Genomic DNA, 17,873 nt, shown 5'->3' with positions numbered 1-17,873 from the left:
CTTCCCTCGGCGGTCCTTGGTCGGAGCGGACTGGGAGAGTGTCGGGCGGGCGGATGAGCGGGCGGATGGGCGGGCGGCGAGACCGGCGGCGATCGGAGCCGGACGGCGGGAGCGCGCGGAGGGTGAGGGCGGCGCGGGCGGGTGGACCCGCGCCGCCCGTGGCGACGGTCCTACTGCGGCCAGGCCGCGTCGATGTCCGCCGCCACCTTCGGGATGGCCTGTCCCTCGGCGAACCAGGCGGTGAGCGCCTTCCACTCGGCGCCCGCGCCGACGGCGGCGGGCATCAGGTCGGAGGCGTCGAACCGGAAGGTCGCCGCGGGGTCGGTCAGCGCGGCGGCCGAGAGCTGGTCGATCGGGTCGGTGTAGAGGCTCTTGTCCACGCCCTGGTTGGCGGAGACCCAGCCCTTGGAGACCTTGACCCGGCTGCTGGCCCACTCGCTGGTGGAGAGGTAGTTCTGCACCGCCTGCACCTCCGGGCGGTTGCTGAAGGCGGCCAGGAACTCGCCGCCGCCCTCCACCGGGCTCGCCACCGCCGGGTTCACCGCCGGGAAGCGGAAGGCGAAGACGTCGCCGTCCGGGCCGACCGCGGTGCCCTTGGGCCACTGGGCGGCGTAGAAGGACGCCTGCTGGAGCATGGCGCACTTGTTGGTGAGGATCGGCGCCCCGGCGTCCTGGAAGGTGGTGGTGGCGATCGACTTCACGTCGCCGATGCCGCCGTTGACCCAGGCCGGGTTCTGCATCCAGCCGGCCACCGTCTGCATCGCGGCGGTGATCTTCGGGTCGCTGAACTTCACCTGGTGGCCGACCCACTGGTCGTAGACCTCGCCGCCGTGGGTGCCGAGCACGACCTCCTCCAGCCAGTCGGTGGCCGGCCAGCCGGTCGCGGTGCCGGAGCCGATGCCGCCGCACCAGGGCTTGGCGCCGTTGCCGGCCGCCGCGATCTTGTCGCTCAGCGCCGTCAACTCGGCCCAGCTCTTCGGCACTTCGTAGCCGGCCTGCTTGAAGTACTTGGGCGAGTACCAGACCAGCGACTTCATGTTGGCGCTCATCGGGGCCGCGTAGAAGGTGCCGTTGACCGAGCCGTAGGTCTTCCAGACCGGGCTCCACTTGGCCTGGTTGGCCTCGGTCTCGGCCGGTGGCTTCACGACCTTTCCGGTCTTCACCATCTGCGCCAGCAGCCCGGGCTGCGGGATGATCGCGAAGTCCGGGGCGTTGCCGCCGGTCACGCGCACCTGGAGCTGGGACTCGAAGTCGCTGGAGCCCTCGTAGGCGATCTTGATGCCCGTACAAGAACTGAACTCGGCCCAGGACTTCTCCAGCGAGTCCGACTCCGGGCTGAGGATCGAGGCGTACATGGTGACCTTGGTGCCCGAGTGACCGGCGTAGGCCTGGTACTTGGCGCAGTCACCGGTCAGCGGGGCGGCCGATCCGCCACCACCGCCGCCCGAGGAGGAGGAGTTGGAGCAGGCGGCCGTGAGCGCGAGCAGCAGGGCGGCCGGAACGGCCAACTGCCGGGGGCGGAGCGTCATCGGCGGCCTCCGGTCGCGGTCAGGGTGGTGGTCAACGAAGTCCTCCTAGCCAGGGCATGACATGCCAGCGGTGGGACGAACAACACTGCGCTGTACCGGAATCCGTGCGCCCGGGGGTCGGGCTGGCTCGAAGACGTTAACCCAACCGTCATCCCGCGCCAAGGTGTGCGTTCGACCTTCATCGGCCGGTGCCGCAGTCGTGACCCGGCCGTGTCACCCGGCCGGGTCAGGACCGACGCCCGGTCAGAGCACGACCGGCAGCTCCCGCAGGGAGTTGACCACCATCGACGGGCTCGGCCGCAGCTCCGCGTCGTCCACCGCCAGCCGGAGCCCGGGGAAGCGCGCGAAGAGCGCGGGCAGCGCGATGCCCGCCTCCAGGCGCGCCAGCGACGCCCCGGGGCAGACGTGCGGGCCGTGGCCGAAGGAGAGGATCCGGGACGGCTCCCGGGTCACGTCGAAGACCTCGGCGGTGACGCCGTGCTGCGCCGGGTCCCGCCCGATCGCGTTGTACGAGACCAGCACCGCCTCGCCGGCCGGTATCACCACGTCCCCGTACGCCACCTCCTCGGTGGTGAAGCGGAACAGGAAGTTGGAGGTGGGCGGGGTCCAGCGCAGCGACTCCTCGACCACCGCGGCCCACTCGACCTCACCCTTGCGGACCAGCTCCAGCTGGTCCGGGTGGGTGAGCAGGGCCCGGACGGCGTTGGTGATCAGGTTGACGGTGGTCTCGTGCCCGGCCGCGATGATCACCCGGAGGGTGGCGGCCGCCTCCGCGTCGGTGAGCGCCCCGCCCTCCACGTCGGCGGCCAGCAGGGCGGTCGTCAGGTCGTCCCCCGGGGCCGAACGCCGCTTCGCCACCAGGTCGTTCACGAAGGCGTTCAGCGCGGCGATGATCGCGGGCACCTCGGCCGGGTCCTTCACGCTGCTGAAGAAGCGCTCGTACAGCTCCCGGATCCGGACGTGGTCCTCGACCGGGACGCCCAGCAGGGTGCCGATCACCGTCATCGGCAGCGGGAAGGCGAAGACCGTCTTCAGGTCCACCTCGGGCCCGAGCTCCGCGACCCGGTCCAGCAGTTCGGCGGTCATCCGCTCGATGCCCGGCCGCATCGCCTCCACCCGGCGCGGGGTGAAGGCCTGCGCCACGATCGAGCGCAGCCGCCGGTGCTCGGCCCCGTCCGTGGTGACCATGCTCGGCCCCGGCACCGCCAGCCCGATCAGCGGCCAGGTCTTCGGCACCTCGCCGCGCTGGTACGCGGCCCAGTGCTGCGCGTTCTTCACCAGCCGGTCGTCGGTCAGCAGGGCCCGGGCGGCCTCGTGCGAGGTGACGGCCCAGCCGCGCACCCCGCCCATCAGCTCGACCGGCACCACCGGGCCGGCGGCGCGCAGCAGCGCGCCCTCGGCGGCGTTGTCGGTGGCCAGCGGGTCCATCGGGACCGGGAGGACGGCGGTGGTCGCGGCGGTCGGGGCGGTGGTCATGCTTCCTCCGGTGGTTCGGGGAACGGGGGACGACGGGGACGGGTGGAGGGAGCGGGGCGGAGCGGGATCTGACGCGGGCTCAGCCCGCGTAGCCCGGGGTGAAGGCCACCGGCAGCGCGACCAGCGCGCGGACCCAGGCGGACGGACGCCAGACCAGCGCCGACTCGGTGACCGCCAGCCGCAGGTCGGGCAGCCGGTCGAGCAGCACCTCGATCGCTGTGGTGGCGATCACCTCGGCGGTCTCCTGGGCGGGGAAGGGGCAGCTGTGCGGCCCGTAGGAGTAGCTCAGGTAGGCGCGGTTGCCCTCGGCCGCGGCGCCGTCGGCCTGCCGCACCGAGGGGTCGGTGTTGGCCCCGGCGATGCCGAGCAGCAGCATGTCCCCGGCGGTGATCCGCTGGCCGCCGAGCTGGGTGTCCCGGGTGGCCCAGCGCCCGGCGAAGATCTGCGTCGGGGTGTCCTCCCAGAGCGCCTCGGAGAGCGCCTGGCCGATCGACCGCCGGCCGCCGGAGAGCGAGGCGGCGAAGCGCTCGTCGGTGAGCATCAGCCGCAGCGCGTTGGAGATCCAGTAGGCGGAGGGCTGGTGACCGGCGATCAGGATCACCCGCATGTCGCGCATGACCTCCTCGTCGGTCAGCCCGGCCTCGTGGGCGACCAGCCGGGAGGTGATGTCCGGGCCCGGCTGCTCGCGCTTGCGCAGCACCAGCTTGAGCATCACGTCGAGCAGCCGCTGCGCACCCGCCTGGGCCTCGGCCCCGCCGTCCAGCATCGCGACCAGCCCGGCGATCAGCACCGGGGCCTCGTCCTCGTCCAGCCCGAACAGCCGGCAGAGCACCAGCAGCGGCAGCCGGTGCGCGTAGTCGGCGACCAGCTCGGCCTCGCCCTTCCCGGCGAAGCCGTCGATCAGCCGGTCCGCGACCTCCTCGCAGTACTGCTTGAGCTCGTACTGGTCCACCGCCGCCAGCGCGTCGGTGATCGCGGCCTTGCGGCGCTGGTGCTCGGCACCCTCCGCGTACAGGATCGAGGGGACGGGCGCCATCATCGGCTTCAGCGGCCAGTCCGCCGGGATGTGCGGCCACTGGTTCCACCGGCTGGAGTCCCGGCCGTAGACCTTGGGCTGACTGGTCATCAGCTGGAGCTCGCGGTAGCCGATCACCAGCCAGGCCGGCACCCCGCCGGCCAGCTCGACCGGGGCCACCGGGCCGTGCTTCTCGCGCAGTTCCTGGTAGACCCCGCGCGGGTCGGTCTGGAACCGCGGGCCGTACAGCGGGGCGGCTTCGGTGTGGGCCGGGCAGCCCGGTGGCGGGGTCGGCGCGGGCTCGGTCACGGGGTCTCCTCGTACGCTCTGGGGGCCGGCTGCCGCGCGTGCGCCTGCTCGGCCAACTGCTGGATGTGGCGGACCAGTCCGATCAGCACCTGCTTGCCGGACTCCCGGTCGCGGGCGTCGCAGTCCACCAGCGGGACGTGCTCGGGCAGGTCGAGGGCGGCCCGGACCTCGGCCAGGCCGTGGCCGGGCGGGCCGAAGTTGTTGCGGGCCACGATGAACGGGGTGCCGTGCTGCTCCAGCCGGTCGATCGCGTACCAGGACTCCTCCAGGCGGCGGGTGTCGACCAGCACCACCGCGCCGAGCGCGCCGCTGAACAGCCGGTCCCAGAGGAACCAGAACCGCTCCTGGCCGGGCGCGCCGAACAGGTAGAGCACGTTGCGCTCGTCCAGGGTGATCCGGCCGAAGTCGAAGGCCACCGTGGTGGAGCGCTTGGAGCCGACCAGCGTGAGGTCGTCCACGCCCTCGCCGGCCCGGGTCATGGTCTCCTCGGTGTTCAGCGGACGGATCTCGCTCACCGAACCGACCAGGGTGGTCTTGCCGACGCCGAAGCCACCGACCACCACGATCTTCAGCCCGCTGGCGGCGGTGGAGCGCAGCGGGGCGACCGCCCGACCGCGCAGCAGGGCCCGGTCAGAGCCGTTGGAGTCCATTCAGCACCTGCTTCAACGTGTCGAGGTCGGGCAGCCGCGCCTTGCTGGGCGCGAACCGGGGGTGGCGGGCGGTGATCCGGCCGCCCTCCAGCAGGTCGCCGAGCAGGATCTTCACCACGCTGACCGGCAGGGCGAGTTCGGCCGCCAGCTCGACCACCGCGGTCGGCGAGGCGGCCAGCTCCAGGATCCGGGCCAGCTCGGACTGCATGCCCGGCACCGGGTCCTGCTCCGCGACGATCAGCGTCACCAGGTCGAAGGCGTCCTGGGACGGACGGCTGCGGCCCCCGGTCACGGTGTAGAGCCGGTCCGGCGAGTCGTCCGGCCCGGGGACGGCCCTCGCGGCGCTCATGCCGAGGAGGTCGCGCGGGCCGGGGAGGTCAGGTAGGTGCCGATCTGCTCGACCAGGCCGTGCATGTTGTGGCCGACCACGCCGACGTCGGCGCTCTCCTCGGTGACCACCGCCAGGTGGGCGCCCTCGCCCGCCGCGACGATGCACAGGATGCCGCCGTGGAACTCGGTCATCGACTGCCGCACCCCTCCGGTGCGGTCGCCGAACTCGATCGAGGCGCCGTGCGCCAGGCTCTGCATGCCGGAGGCTATCGCCGCCAGCTGGTCGGCCTGATCGACCGTCAGGCCCGCGCTGTGGCAGAGCTTGAGGCCGTCGGCAGAGAGCACCAGGGCGTGCCGGGCGCCGGGGGTGGAGGCCAGCAGGTTCTCCAACAGCCAGTCGAGGTCGCGGTCGGTGCTGCTGCTCATCGGGGGTCGTCCTTCGGGGAGGCGTCGTCGGAGGTGGCCGCTGTGGTGGCGGCCTCCGTCTCCCGGGCCGGTGTGGCGGCCGGACCGGGGGCGGTCTCAGGGGCGGTCTCGGGGTCGGCCGCCTCGGCGGCCTGCAGGGCCCGGCGGAAGGCGCCGAACCGGGAGGCCGCCACCGCCGCGTCGGCGCGCGGCGCGGGCACCACGGCGGGCGCGGAGGCGGGCGTGGGCCCGGCCTCGGACGTCGGCGAGCCGGTGGCGGCCCGGGCCGTGCTCAGGGTCTGGCCCCGGCGGCGCTGCGGCAGGCCGTGCTCGGTGGTCGCGGTGACCACCGGCTGGGCCGCCGGGCGCTCGTGCACGGGAGTCGGCTCGACGGCCGGGACGACCTGGACGGGCGGCTGGGAGCGCTCGGGCGCCGGGTGGGTGATCAGCTGCTCGGGGATCAGCACCACCACGCCGGTGCCGCCCCGGGCGGACGGCCGGAAGGAGACCTGGAGCCCGTGCTTGCGGGCCAGCACGCCGACCACCGCGAGGCCCAGCCGGGTGCCGGAGGAGAGCGCGGCGAGGTCCAGCGGCTCGACGGAGACGGCCTGTTCGGCCCGGCGCAGCCAGCTCTCGCCGAGGCCGAGGCCGCCGTCCTCGACGGTGATCACCAGGCCGGAGTGCACCTCCTCCACGTAGACGTGCACCTCGGCGGGCGGGGCGGAGAAGTTGGCCGCGTTGTCCAGGATCTCGGCCAGCGCGTGCATCACGCCCTCGGCCGCGAAGCCGGCCACCGCCGCCGTGCTGGCCGAGTGCAGCCGGACCCGCTGGTACCCGCCGATCCGGCCGAGCGCGCCGCGCAGGATCGACTCCACCCCGATCGGCCTGGTCCACCGGCGGCCGGTCCTCGCTCCGGTGAGCACCGCGATCGAGTCGGCCATCCGCCCGGCCTGGGCGGTGGAGTGATCGAGCGTCAGCAGGTCGCCGAGCACGTCCTCGCCGTGCCGGTGCTGCATCTCGCGCAGCTCCGCGTGCATGCTGGTGGCCAGCGCCTGGACCCGTCCGGCGGCGGTCGCGCAGACCGCCAGCGCGGCGGCCCGCTGCCGCTCGCCGCGGCCCACCTCGGTGGCCACGGTGCGCAGCAGCGCGGCGTGCGGGATCCCGGCGTGGCCGGCCAGCACCGTCTCCACCGAGCTGCCGGAGCGCAGCCGGCGGAGCACCCCGGGCAGCACCTCACCGGTCAGCCGGTCGAGCGCGGTGCGCTCCTCGTGCGCCATCCGGGCCAGCCCGTGCAGCTCGTGGGCCTCGGCCCGGCTCTCGTGCAGCGCCTCGTTGGCGGCGTGCAGGTCGCCGCGCAGGGCGTCGGCCTCGGCCTGGGCGGTGGCCAGCGCGGCGCGCAGCTGGGCGGCCGCGGCGTGGGTGGCGCCGAGCTCGGCGTGCAGGGCCGCGGCCCGGCCGGTCGCCTCGGTGAGCTCGTACCGGGTGGCGTCCAGGTCGGCCTCGGCGCGCTGCCGCCGGTCGAGCTGACGGCAGCTCAGCGCGAGCAGCGCGAACCAGAGCAGCAGGGCCCCGGCCACCGTGGCGGACACGGCGGCCCGGTGGCCGGAGGGGGCGGACGCGATCGCGGCGGCGCCTGCGGCGGCACCGGTCAGCAGGCCGACCGCGGCCCACCTGGCCGTGCCGCTGCGACCGCCGGTGGCACGGCGGGGCTGAGCTCTCATCAGACTGATCCTCGGGGGCGGACGGCTGCTGCTGGGCGGTCGACCAGCGCACCGCACCCGTCACGCTCCGGGTGGTTGATCAGTACACGCGGTCAGCAGATCATATCCATTCACCACTTGTACTCAAGACGGCATCTGACGCACCGTCCGTCTTTCGGACACCGTCCGTCACGTTCGGCGGACGGTGTCCGAACGACCCGTGGAATCAAGCCGTACGGGACTCCAACTCCCGGCGCAGCAGCGCCAGGTCGATCCCCCGGTCGGTGATCACCCGGGCCCCGAGGCCGCCGCCCTCGCGGAGCAGGCCGAGCAGCAGGTGACGCACCGCGATCTCCCGGTCCTTCAACCGCAGCGCCTCCCGCAGCGACAGCTCCAGCACCTTCTTGGCCCGCGGGGTGAACGGGCTGCGGTCGACCACCGCGCTGCGCAGCCAGCCGCGCCGCTTCGGCTCCGCCTGCCCGCCGTCCAGCGCCCCCGCGCCGAACTCGGCCTCCACGGCGGCCCGGACGGCGTCCAGGTCCACCCCGATCGAGGCCAGCGCCTCGGCGTCCCCGTCCGGGCCGCCGACCAGCCGGACCACCTCGGCCCGCGCCGTGGCGTGGTCCAGCCCCAGCTCCACCAGCAGCGCGGCCGCCGGGTCGGACGGATCTGCCAGCATCCCGAGCAGCAGGTGCTCGGTGCCGGTGTACGCGTGGCCCAGCTCCTCCGCCTCGGCCCGGGCCCGCACCACCACCTGGCGGGCCGCCACCGTGAACCGTTCGAACATCCCTCAGCCTCCGTCCCGCTTGGCGTGCTTCTTGTGGACGGCCTGCCGGCTGACGCCGAGACAGACCGCGATCTCCTGCCAGGACCACCCCTGGCTCCGCGCGTTCCCGACCTGGAGGTCCTCCAGCCGGTCCGCCAGGTCCCGCAGGGCCCGCACCGCGCGCAGGCCGACCGCCGGGTCACGACTGCCCGCGGCTGCCGCGAGCTGCTTGGTGTCGCTCATGACGTCAACTTTGGTTGACACTCCGGCGTCTGTCAACCCTGGTTGACAAAGACACCCGCCCGCGCGGCCACCAGTGCGGCCTCGGCCGCCCGGTCGGCGTCCCGCCCGTCCAGCGGCTCGCCGGTCAGGAACAGGCAGTGGTAGAGCGGCGCGGTGGCCGCCCGGACCACCGCCACCGGGTCGGTGCCGTCCGGGAGTTCGCCCCGGACCACGGCCCGCGAGACCAGCGCGGCCGCCTGGCGGTGGCGGGCGGCGAAGAAGGCGTGCAGCGCGGCGGCGCCACGCTCCGAGCGGAGGGCGGCGGCGATCAGCGCCCTGGGCGTGGCCCCGGCCTCCGGATCGGCGAACACCCGCTGGACCTCACCGGCGAGCAGCCGCAGGTCGCGCCCCACCGAGCCGGCATCGGGGACGGGCCACTCCCGCTCGGCGGAACTCTCCAACGCCTGGGCGACCAGCCCGTCCACCCCGCCCCACCGGCGGTAGAGGGTCGCCTTGTGGACGCCGGCGCGGATGGCGACCGCCTCGGCCGTCAGCTGGTCGTAGGGCTTCTCGGTCACCTCCGCCAGGGTCGCGGCGACCACATCGGCCAGGACGCGGGCGCTCCGGCCGCCGGGGCGCTTCTCGGCGGGCTTCGGCTCAGGCTCGTCGGACAAAGTCGACTCCAGTCGCATTAAGGCTTGCCAGCTCTCGGCCGAGCTGGCAAGCTCAGGTTAACGCGACGCCCGTCGCCTTAACGAGAGGCACTCTTTGACCGCCACCACCTTCACCACGACCGCCACCGCCGAGATCCATGTCGACGGCCCGGCCGGCCGCCTCGCCGTCCTCGACCACGGCGGCACCGGCCCCGACGTCCTCCTCCTGCACGGCGCCACCCGCACCGCCCTCGACTGGGAGCCGCTGCGCCCGCACCTCCCGGGCCTGCGCCTGGCCGCCCCCGACCTGCGCGGCCACGGCCGCTCCGACGGCGACGGCGACCACGGCTGGCCCGCCCTGCTCGCTGACCTGGACGCCGTGATCGCCGCCCTCGGCCTGCACACCCCCTGGCTGGTCGGCCACTCGCTCGGCGGCATGCTCGCCGTCCGCTACGCGGCCACCCGCCCCGGCGCCGTCCGGGGCATCGTCGACCTGGACGGCTTCGGCCCCGGCGTGCCGTCCCTCTACCCCGGCCTCACCACCGCCGAGGTGACCGAGCGCCGGGCCGAGCAGCTCGCCCTCTTCACCGCCCTGCCCGCCGAACCCCTCACCGCCGAGGAGTGCGCGGCCCGCGCCCGGGCCCGCGCCGCCCTGCTCGGCACCGACCCCGGCGCCGAGGAGGCCACCGCCCTGCGGGCCCGGACCGCCGACGGCGGCGCCCGCCCCGCCCCCGCCGAGCTCCCCGCCCTGATGGCTCCCCTGGACGGCTGGGACATGTTCGCCGAGGCCCGCGCGCTGACCTGCCCGGCCCTCTTCGTCCGCGGCGCGGTGCCACCCTCCGTCGACCACCTGCCGCCCCGGCTGGCCGAGTTGACCACCGCCCTGGTCGCCGGGATCGACCGCGAGCTCGCCACCCTCCCGCACACCGCCGACGTGGCGGCCGGCCACCTGCTCCACCTGGAACGCCCCGTCGAGACGGCCCGGCTGATCAGGGAGTTCATCGGGTAGGTTGCCCGGCATGACTGGTACCGCGACCACCGACACGGGAACGGCCACCGGGGCGGGGGCCCTGCTGCGCGGCTGGCGCGAGCGGCGCGGCCTGAGCCAGCTCCAACTCGCCCTGGGCGCCGACTCCTCCGCCCGGCACATCAGCTTCATCGAGACCGGCCGCTCCCGGCCCGGCCAGGAGCTGCTGCTCCGGCTCGCCGAGCACCTGGACGTCCCGGTCCGCGAGCGCAACTCCCTGTTGCTGGCCGCCGGTTACGCCCCGCACTACACGGAGACCCCGCTGGACGACCCCGCCCTGGACGCCCTCCGCGAGGGCATGGAGCGCCTGCTGGCCGCCCACGAGCCCTACCCCGCACTGATCGTGGACGGCGGCTACCGGGTGCTGGCCGCCAACCGCGGCATCGGGCTGCTGCTCGACGGGGTCGACCCGGAGCTGCTCACCGAACCGCTGAACGCCATGCGGCTCACCCTGCACCCGCGCGGCATCGCCCCGCGCATCCGCAACCTGCGCCAGTGGCGCGCCCACCTGCTGGAGCAGATGGAGCGTCAGATCGCCCTGGTCCGCTCCGAGACGGTGCGCGCCCTCTTCGAGGAGGTCCGCGCCTACCCGCTGCCCGACACCGTCGACGAGCCGCAGGACGCCCACGAGGTCTTCCCCTTCGCCCTGCCGCTGCGGATCGAGCACGGCGGCCGGGTGCTGTCCTTCCTCTCCACCATCGCCACCTTCAACACCCCCACCGACGTGACGGTCTCCGAGCTGGCCATGGAGACCTTCCTCCCGGCCGACCCGGAGACCGCCGCCCACCTGCACTCCCTCATGCCGAGGTAGCCCGCAGCGCCCTCCACTGCAGCACCGCGAAGCCGGCCACCGTGGCCGCCTGCACCGGGATCCACACCATTCCGGCGGTGGTCGGCTCCAGCCAGAGCTCCATCGCCACCACGCTCAGCACCGGCCAGACCAGGTTCGCGTCGATCACCGCCTTCACGCCCAGCGGCGCGGGCCGCCGCTGCCCGGCCAGCACCGCGACCAACGCCGCGTACCCGAGCAGGAACACCCCGATCTCCCGGAGCACCCCCTCCGAGACCCCCAGCAACTCCCCCAGCGGACCGGCGAACGCCACGTACGCCAGCCCGTTCCCACCCGTCACCACCGCGTCCAGCCCCAACACCTGCCGCAGCCAACGCTGCGGAGCACCGACCGAACGGACCACACCGGCAACCGAGTTCACAGCCATGCCGAACCCACCCTCTCGGGACACGATCTCCTTGGAGCCCCTCCCGGGAGATCCCCGGGCGGCTGACACCAACTCTGCCGCCCGGGCCGACACGGGTCGATTACGTCCGAGGTAATGCCGCTGCTCTGCGGCGCTCGGCCGTCCTGATCCGGTGGCAGTTGGCGCAGACCGACTCGCACTTGGCGATCTCCCGCTCGATCTCCGCCCAGTCCCGCCGATCGGCAATGAGCTGCGAAACCGTCGCTACCTTGAGCCCCCGCACGTGGTCCCAGTCCAGCCCACGTGCCCACCCACGCCAGCCGCAGTCAGTGCAACCGAGGGTGAGCTTCAGTCCATCGTTGCGGTCCTGGTGGTCCATCACCCGTCGCCAGGAGGGTGGCAGCCGATCCGCACTCCGGTTCCGAGAAGGCCGTTGCCGTAGCGTCCGGGCCCGGTGGCAACGGGCGCAGCGGACCTCGCACTTCGCCAGCTCCTCGACCAGCCGCGCCCGCGCGACGCACAACTGCACCAGCCGTGACACCGTCCCGATCTTGTCTCCGGCCTCACGATGGTCCGGATCGAGGGCCCGAACATCCTGGTAGCCGCAGTCGACGCAGCCGGTTCGCTTCCATTCGTCCACCACCGCCTGCAACCTCGCTCGGGAACGCCGCAGGTCGTGCCCGGCGCCAAGGCGTTCGCGACGGTCCCGGCTGCGCTGCCGTGCGGCTGCTTTCTCCTCCGGGGAGCAGGACCGCTGTCGGCGGGGCCGCCCTCCGGCCGCAGCCTCCTGTGCTCTCCGCCGCACCGCCTGCCTGCACTCCCCCTGCAGTCCACTCGGCTTACTCGCATTGCGCGGGAAGTCCGTGGCAGGCTGCCAGTCCTGGCAGGCCGGGCACCAGATGGGCGTCGTCGGCGTGATGTGCTCACCGTGAGGCCGCCGTGGCCCCCGCTGTTTGCGACGTTCTGACTCCATGGCACCAGGGGACCAGACGGGGGTGACAGGAAGCATCCAGAGGCGGGCCAGGGCGACCGCGGAGCGTTGACGCTTCCCCAGCCCGTGGCCTCCGATCAGGCCACGGTGAGCCGGAAGGCCAGCCGTCCGAACCGCACGCTGTCCCCGGCCCGGACCACCACCGCGCCGGCCACCCGGCGCTCGTTCACGAAGGTCCCGTTGCTGGAGCCGAGGTCGTGCAGCACCCACTCGTAGCCCTCCAGCCGCAGCTCCGCGTGGTGCCGGGACACGGTGGCGTCGCCCAGCCGCAGGCCGGAGCCGGAGATCCGGCCGATCCGCAGCACCGTCACCCCGGGCCCGGGCAGCCCCAGGCCCGGCAACTCCTCCGCCCGCCAGCTCCGCCGCAGCCCGACCCGCAGCGCCGAGGCCCGTGCCACGGTGCGCAGCAGGAACCGGGAGACCGGATCATGGGCGTCCAAGTCGCCCACCACGTCGTCGAGTTCGGCCTTGGTCCGGGCGGTGAGCACCAGCTCCATCCGCCGGATGAAGGTGTCGTGGGAGAGCCGCCCCACGCCCACCCCTTCGCGCAGCACCTCCAGCGCACGGTCCCGCTCCGCTTCGGACGGCCGTACCAGCGCGGTGCGGAACTCGAGTGACGCCATGTCAGCGATTCTCCGCGCCGCCCACCGGCCCTGTCCAGCACCGGTCGGCACGACGGAGGCGGGCCCCGACCACCAGGTGGTCGGGGCCCGCCTCGACGGTCCGGCTCGGGGTCAGCTGCAGCCGCTGGTGGAGCCGCAGCCCTCGCAGAGGTAGCAGCTGCCGGCGCGGCGCATCTTGGTGCCGCAGGAGAAGCAGAGCGGCGCGTCGGCGTTGAGGCCGAGCTGGATCTCCATCAGTTCGGTGGAGTTGTGCGCCTGCTTCGGGGCGGCGGCGGCCGGGGCGGCCGGGGCCGCCTGGATGACCACCGGGGCGGGGGCCGGGACGGACTGGGCCAGGCCCTCGACGTCCACGTCCTCCGAGTCGATCGGCTCGTAGGAGCCGGTCTCCAGGTGCCGGGTGCGCTCCTCGACGGAGTGGATGCCCAGCGCGGAGCGGGTCTCGAAGGGCAGGAAGTCCAGCGCCAGGCGGCGGAAGATGTAGTCGACGATCGACTGGGCCATCCGCACGTCCGGGTCGTCGGTCAGACCGGCCGGCTCGAAGCGCATGTTGGTGAACTTCGCGACGTAGGTCTCCAGCGGGACCCCGTACTGCATGCCGACCGACACCGCGATCGAGAAGGCGTCCATCATGCCCGCGAGGGTCGAGCCCTGCTTGGACATCTTCAGGAAGACCTCGCCCAGACCGTCGTCCGGGTAGGAGTTGGCGGTCATGTAGCCCTCGGCGCCGCCCACCGTGAAGGAGGTGGTGATGCCGGGACGGCCCTTCGGGAGGCGCTTGCGGACCGGACGGTACTCGACCACCGGGGCCGGGACCGGGGCAGCCGCAGTCTGCTCCTCCTCCTTGGACTTCTTCGCCGAGAGCGGCTGGCCGACCTTGGAGTTTTCGCGGTAGATCGCGAGCGCCTTGACGCCCAGCTTCCAGGCCTCGAAGTAGATCTCCTCGACCTCTTCGACGGTCGCGACGGACGGCATGTTGACGGTCTTGGAGATGGCGCCGGAGATCCACGGCTGGATCGCCGCCATCATCCGCACGTGGCCCATCGCGGAGATGACCCGCTCGCCCATCGCGCAGTCGAAGACCTCGTAGTCGGCCGGCTTCAGGCCGGGCGCGTCCACCACGTTGCCGTGCTCGGCGATGTGGGCGACGACCGCCTCGATCTGCTCCTGCTGGTAGCCGAGGCGCTTGAGGGCGCGCGGCACGGTGTTGTTCACGATCTGCATCGAGCCGCCGCCGACCAGCTTCTTGAACTTCACCAGCGCCAGGTCCGGCTCCACGCCGGTGGTGTCGCAGTCCATCATCAGGCCGATGGTGCCGGTCGGGGCCAGCACGGAGGCCTGCGCGTTACGGAAACCGTTCTGCGCGCCGAGGCGGAGCACGTCGGCCCAGGTCTCGGTGGCGGCGGCCCAGACGGGGGCGTCCAGGTCGTCGTAGGAGCGCGCGGCGGCGTTGGCCTCGGCGTGCTGCCGCATGACCTGCTGGTGCGGGGCCGCGTTGCGGGCGTAGCCGTCGTACGGGCCGACCACGCCGGCCAGCTCGGCGCCGCGGCGGTAGGCGGTGCCGGTCATCAGCGAGGTGATGGATCCGGCCAGCGCGCGGCCGCCCTCGGAGTCGTAGGCGTGGCCGGTGGCCATCAGCAGGGCGCCGAGGTTGGCGTAGCCGATGCCCAGCTGGCGGTAGGCGCGGGTGGTCTCGCCGATCTTCTCGGTCGGGAAGTCGGCGAAGCAGATGGAGATGTCCATCGCGGTGATGACCAGCTCGACCACCTTGGCGAAGGTGGTGGCGTCGAAGGAGTCGTCGTCGCGCAGGAACTTCATCAGGTTGAGCGAGGCGAGGTTGCAGCTGGAGTTGTCCAGGTGCATGTACTCGGAGCAGGGGTTGGACGCGTTGATCCGGCCCGACTCCGGGCAGGTGTGCCAGTGGTTGATCGTGGAGTCGTACTGGATGCCCGGGTCGGCGCAGGCCCAGGCCGCCTCGGCCATCTTGCGGAAGAGCTTCTTGGCGTCGACGGTCTCGATGACCTCGCCGGTCATCCGGGCCCGCAGGCCGAACTCGGTGCCGTTCTCGACCGCGGTCATGAACTCGTCGGAGACCCGGACGGAGTTGTTGGCGTTCTGGTACTGGACGGACGTGATGTCGTCGCCGCCCAGGTCCATGTCGAAGCCCGCGTCGCGCAGCGCGCGGATCTTCTCCTCCTCCTTCACCTTGGTCTCGATGAAGGCCTCGACGTCCGGGTGGTCCACGTCCAGGACGACCATCTTGGCCGCCCGGCGGGTGGCGCCACCGGACTTGATGGTGCCGGCCGAGGCGTCGGCGCCGCGCATGAAGGAGACCGGGCCGGAGGCGTTGCCGCCGGAGGAGAGCAGCTCCTTGGAGGAGCGGATGCGGGAGAGGTTCAGGCCGGCGCCGGAGCCGCCCTTGAAGATCATGCCCTCTTCCTTGTACCAGTCGAGGATCGACTCCATGGAGTCGTCGACGGCCAGGATGAAGCAGGCCGAGACCTGCTGGGGCTGCTTGGTGCCGACGTTGAACCAGACCGGCGAGTTGAAGCTGAAGACCTGGTGGAGCAGCGCGTGGGTGAGCTCGTGCTCGAACACCTCGGCGTCCTCGACCGTGGCGAAGTAACCGTTCTTCTCGCCGGCGGCGCGGTAGGTGAGCACCACGCGGTCGATGATCTGCTTGAGGCTCCACTCGCGCTGCGGGCTGCCCACCGCGCCGCGGAAGTACTTCGAGGTCACGATGTTGACCGCGTTCACCGACCAGAAGTCGGGGAACTCGACGCCGCGCTGCTCGAAGTTGACCGACCCGTCACGCCAGTTGGTCATGACGACGTCGCGGCGCTCCCAGGTGACCTGGTCGTAGGGGTGCACGCCCGGAGTGGTGTAGATGCGTTCGATCCGCAGGCCGCCCTTGGGAGCCTTGCCGGCCCCCTTGGCAGCCTTCGACCCGCGTGCGGACCCGCTCGTGGTGTCGGTCACTTCTCGCTTCTCCTCTAGGGCAAATCCCCCAATGTCCCATTATCAGATGGGTCTGGGGGTGGACGGCAGTGTTCAGCGCACCGTTTTCGGGCACGCCTGACACCCGGGCCGACTGGCTAGGTCAGTAGGTCAGGGCGCGGTGGAGAGGACGGCGACGTCACCCTCCACGGGAAGAGGCTGCTCGGCGCGGAGCTCCGCGATGGCGGCCTCGAAGTCTTCGAGATCGTTGAAGGCCCGGTACACCGACGCGAAGCGCAGGTAAGCGACCAGGTCGAGTTCCTTGAGTGGGCCGAGTATGGCAAGCCCCACGTCGTGGGTCGAGAGTTCGGCGCTCCCGGATGCCCGGACGCACTCCTCGACCCGCTGCCCGAGCTGGGCCAGCGCGTCCTCCGTGACCGGACGACCCTGACAGGCCTTGCGGACACCGGTGATCACCTTCGACCGGGAGAACGGCTCGGTCACCCCGCTGCGCTTGACCACCATCAGCGTGGCGGTCTCGACGGTGGTGAAACGGCGGCCGCAGTCGGGACACTGGCGGCGACGGCGGATGGAACTCCCGTCGTCACTGGCTCTGCTGTCCACGACCCGGCTGTCCGGATGCCGACAGAAGGGGCAGTGCATCGGGAACTCCCTCGACGGCGACAGCGGACTGGACCAGCCTACACCGACCACAAGGGGTGGGCTCGACCGCGAACCTATGCCCTAGATGTTGTGGTCGCATCCCGACGCGCCGCTGTGTTCTAGACTTATCGAGTCGAACACTTAAGCGATGTACACCCAAGGCCTTGATCGAGTCAGCCCGACTCGAATAAATTCACTCGAACGTGTGTTTGGCGCAACCTTTCGATCGGTGCCCCTGTTGAGCTGGGAAAGAGGGCCAGCAGTCGGAAGGGACCGCCGTGAACACTCTCGAAGCCAAGACCTCCATCCCGGTGCAGGAGCGTTCCGCGCGCACCGCCGACCAGGAGAGCGTGGACCACACCATGAGCCGGAGCCAGCCGATCGAGCACTCCGCCGCCCAGGACGACGTCCTCGGCCAGCCCGCCCCGACCCGCGCGATGCCGGGCCGCCCGCCGGGCATCCGCACCGACGAGGCCGGGCTGACGGAGCGCCAGCGCCGGGTCATCGAGGTCATCCGGGACTCGGTCCAGCGGCGCGGCTACCCGCCGTCCATGCGGGAGATCGGCCAGGCCGTGGGGCTCTCCTCCACCTCCTCGGTCGCCCACCAGCTGATGGCCCTGGAGCGCAAGGGCTTCCTGCGACGTGACCCGCACCGGCCCCGCGCCTACGAGGTCCGCGGCGTCGAGGTCGCCCGGCCGAACACCGCCGAGGCGGCGGGCCGGCCCTCCACCTCCTACGTCCCGCTGGTCGGCCGGATCGCCGCCGGCGGTCCGATCCTGGCCGAGCAGACGGTCGAGGACGTCTTCCCGCTGCCCCGTCAACTGGTCGGCGAGGGCGAGCTGTTCGCGCTCACCGTGCGGGGCGACTCGATGATCGAGGCCGCGATCTGCGACGGTGACTGGGTCACGGTGCGGCGGCAGCCGGTCGCCGAGAACGGGGACATCGTCGCGGCGATGATCGACGGCGAGGCCACCGTCAAGCGCCTCAAGCGCGAGGACGGCAAGATCTGGCTGATGCCCCACAACCCGGCCTACGAGCCCATCCCGGGCGACAACGCCACCATCCTCGGCAAGGTCGTCGCGGTCCTCCGCCGCCTCTGAGCTGCGCAGGCTGACGGACCGGGGCCACCGGGGGAAAGTGGTCACACCAGGGGCGCGGGACTCTGCTCATGTGCGGCTCCGCCGCGCGGGCGCGCAGAGGACCGGCAGCACCACCAAGCGGTAGTGGTTACACCAGGGGCGCGGGGAACTGCGCGCGGTGGAAAGGCAGCACCTGCAACTGGCCGACGGTGGGTCAGTTGCAGGTGAGTCGCCTTCCGCCTCGCGCCGTTCCTCGCGCCCCTGGCGTAGCCACGTACAGCCTCGCGCCCGGGCGGCGGAGCCGG

The 17,873-nt window shown here is 72.6% G+C and carries 16 protein-coding genes and 1 pseudogene; 3 read left to right on the top strand and 14 right to left on the bottom strand.

The window, feature by feature from the left end:
* Positions 1 to 170: 170 nt before the first annotated feature.
* The 10 genes from ACWCYY_RS27995 to ACWCYY_RS27950 form a co-directional block, all read right to left on the bottom strand.
* Complete coding sequence (locus ACWCYY_RS27995; RefSeq protein WP_345286461.1) at positions 171 to 1,529, bottom strand: ABC transporter substrate-binding protein; 1,359 nt, start codon at positions 1,527 to 1,529, stop codon at positions 171 to 173.
* A gap of 243 nt (positions 1,530 to 1,772) precedes the next feature.
* Positions 1,773 to 3,005 (bottom strand): cytochrome P450 family protein, encoded by a 1,233-nt coding sequence (locus ACWCYY_RS27990; RefSeq protein WP_449797601.1) that lies wholly within the window; start codon positions 3,003 to 3,005, stop codon positions 1,773 to 1,775.
* A gap of 79 nt (positions 3,006 to 3,084) precedes the next feature.
* Complete coding sequence (locus ACWCYY_RS27985) at positions 3,085 to 4,329, bottom strand: cytochrome P450 (RefSeq protein WP_345286457.1); 1,245 nt, start codon at positions 4,327 to 4,329, stop codon at positions 3,085 to 3,087.
* Positions 4,326 to 4,979 carry a GTP-binding protein gene (locus ACWCYY_RS27980; protein ID WP_345286455.1) on the bottom strand — a complete coding sequence of 218 codons (654 nt, stop codon included), beginning with the start codon at positions 4,977 to 4,979 and terminating at the stop codon, positions 4,326 to 4,328. The genes ACWCYY_RS27985 and ACWCYY_RS27980 overlap by 4 nt, the downstream gene beginning before the upstream one ends.
* Positions 4,960 to 5,328: a DUF742 domain-containing protein gene (locus ACWCYY_RS27975; RefSeq protein WP_345286453.1), complete on the bottom strand. Its 369-nt coding sequence runs from the start codon at positions 5,326 to 5,328 to the stop codon at positions 4,960 to 4,962. Before ACWCYY_RS27975 ends, ACWCYY_RS27980 begins: the two co-directional genes overlap by 20 nt.
* Positions 5,325 to 5,735: a roadblock/LC7 domain-containing protein gene (locus tag ACWCYY_RS27970; RefSeq protein ID WP_345286451.1), complete on the bottom strand. Its 411-nt coding sequence runs from the start codon at positions 5,733 to 5,735 to the stop codon at positions 5,325 to 5,327. The genes ACWCYY_RS27975 and ACWCYY_RS27970 overlap by 4 nt, the downstream gene beginning before the upstream one ends.
* Entirely contained in the window at positions 5,732 to 7,435 is a 1,704-nt protein-coding gene (locus tag ACWCYY_RS27965) for an ATP-binding protein (RefSeq protein ID WP_449797600.1), read from the bottom strand. Before ACWCYY_RS27965 ends, ACWCYY_RS27970 begins: the two co-directional genes overlap by 4 nt.
* 205 nt (positions 7,436 to 7,640) lie before the next feature.
* The gene (locus tag ACWCYY_RS27960; RefSeq protein ID WP_449797599.1) at positions 7,641 to 8,201 is read right to left on the bottom strand and encodes a Clp protease N-terminal domain-containing protein; all 561 of its coding nucleotides are present in this window, start codon (positions 8,199 to 8,201) and stop codon (positions 7,641 to 7,643) included.
* A gap of 3 nt (positions 8,202 to 8,204) precedes the next feature.
* A complete protein-coding gene (locus ACWCYY_RS27955) occupies positions 8,205 to 8,423 on the bottom strand; it encodes an RNA polymerase subunit sigma-70 (protein WP_345286444.1) in 219 nt (72 codons plus the stop codon).
* 32 nt (positions 8,424 to 8,455) lie between these two features.
* Positions 8,456 to 9,076, bottom strand: coding sequence for a TetR/AcrR family transcriptional regulator (locus ACWCYY_RS27950; RefSeq protein WP_345286442.1), 621 nt, complete (start codon positions 9,074 to 9,076; stop codon positions 8,456 to 8,458).
* A gap of 94 nt (positions 9,077 to 9,170) precedes the next feature.
* On the opposite strand from ACWCYY_RS27950, the gene ACWCYY_RS27945 reads away from it, so the two are divergent.
* Entirely contained in the window at positions 9,171 to 10,064 is an 894-nt protein-coding gene (locus ACWCYY_RS27945) for an alpha/beta fold hydrolase (protein WP_449797598.1), read from the top strand.
* A gap of 10 nt (positions 10,065 to 10,074) precedes the next feature.
* Complete coding sequence (locus tag ACWCYY_RS27940; protein ID WP_345286438.1) at positions 10,075 to 10,893, top strand: helix-turn-helix domain-containing protein; 819 nt, start codon at positions 10,075 to 10,077, stop codon at positions 10,891 to 10,893.
* Here the strand turns inward: ACWCYY_RS27940 and ACWCYY_RS27935 are convergent.
* The 4 genes from ACWCYY_RS27935 to nrdR form a co-directional block, all read right to left on the bottom strand.
* Complete coding sequence (locus ACWCYY_RS27935; RefSeq protein WP_345286436.1) at positions 10,880 to 11,299, bottom strand: hypothetical protein; 420 nt, start codon at positions 11,297 to 11,299, stop codon at positions 10,880 to 10,882. The two genes, ACWCYY_RS27940 and ACWCYY_RS27935, sit on opposite strands and share 14 nt — an antisense overlap.
* A gap of 1,047 nt (positions 11,300 to 12,346) precedes the next feature.
* A complete protein-coding gene (locus ACWCYY_RS27930; protein WP_449797597.1) occupies positions 12,347 to 12,892 on the bottom strand; it encodes an FHA domain-containing protein in 546 nt (181 codons plus the stop codon).
* A 111-nt stretch (positions 12,893 to 13,003) separates the two neighbouring features.
* Complete coding sequence (locus tag ACWCYY_RS27925) at positions 13,004 to 15,868, bottom strand: vitamin B12-dependent ribonucleotide reductase (protein ID WP_449797596.1); 2,865 nt, start codon at positions 15,866 to 15,868, stop codon at positions 13,004 to 13,006.
* 129 nt (positions 15,869 to 15,997) lie between these two features.
* Positions 15,998 to 16,489 carry a transcriptional regulator NrdR gene (gene nrdR, locus ACWCYY_RS27920; protein ID WP_380149847.1) on the bottom strand — a complete coding sequence of 164 codons (492 nt, stop codon included), beginning with the start codon at positions 16,487 to 16,489 and terminating at the stop codon, positions 15,998 to 16,000.
* Positions 16,490 to 16,920: 431 nt separating this feature from the next.
* Between nrdR and lexA the strand changes: the two are divergent.
* A pseudogene (gene lexA, locus ACWCYY_RS27915) lies at positions 16,921 to 17,589 on the top strand (transcriptional repressor LexA); the annotation flags it as partial.
* Positions 17,590 to 17,873 lie beyond the last annotated feature (284 nt).

Source organism: Kitasatospora sp. NPDC001664 (genome assembly GCF_053596675.1).
The sequence above is the reverse complement of the archived record's forward strand: the minus strand, read 5'-3'. Positions and strand labels throughout refer to the sequence as shown.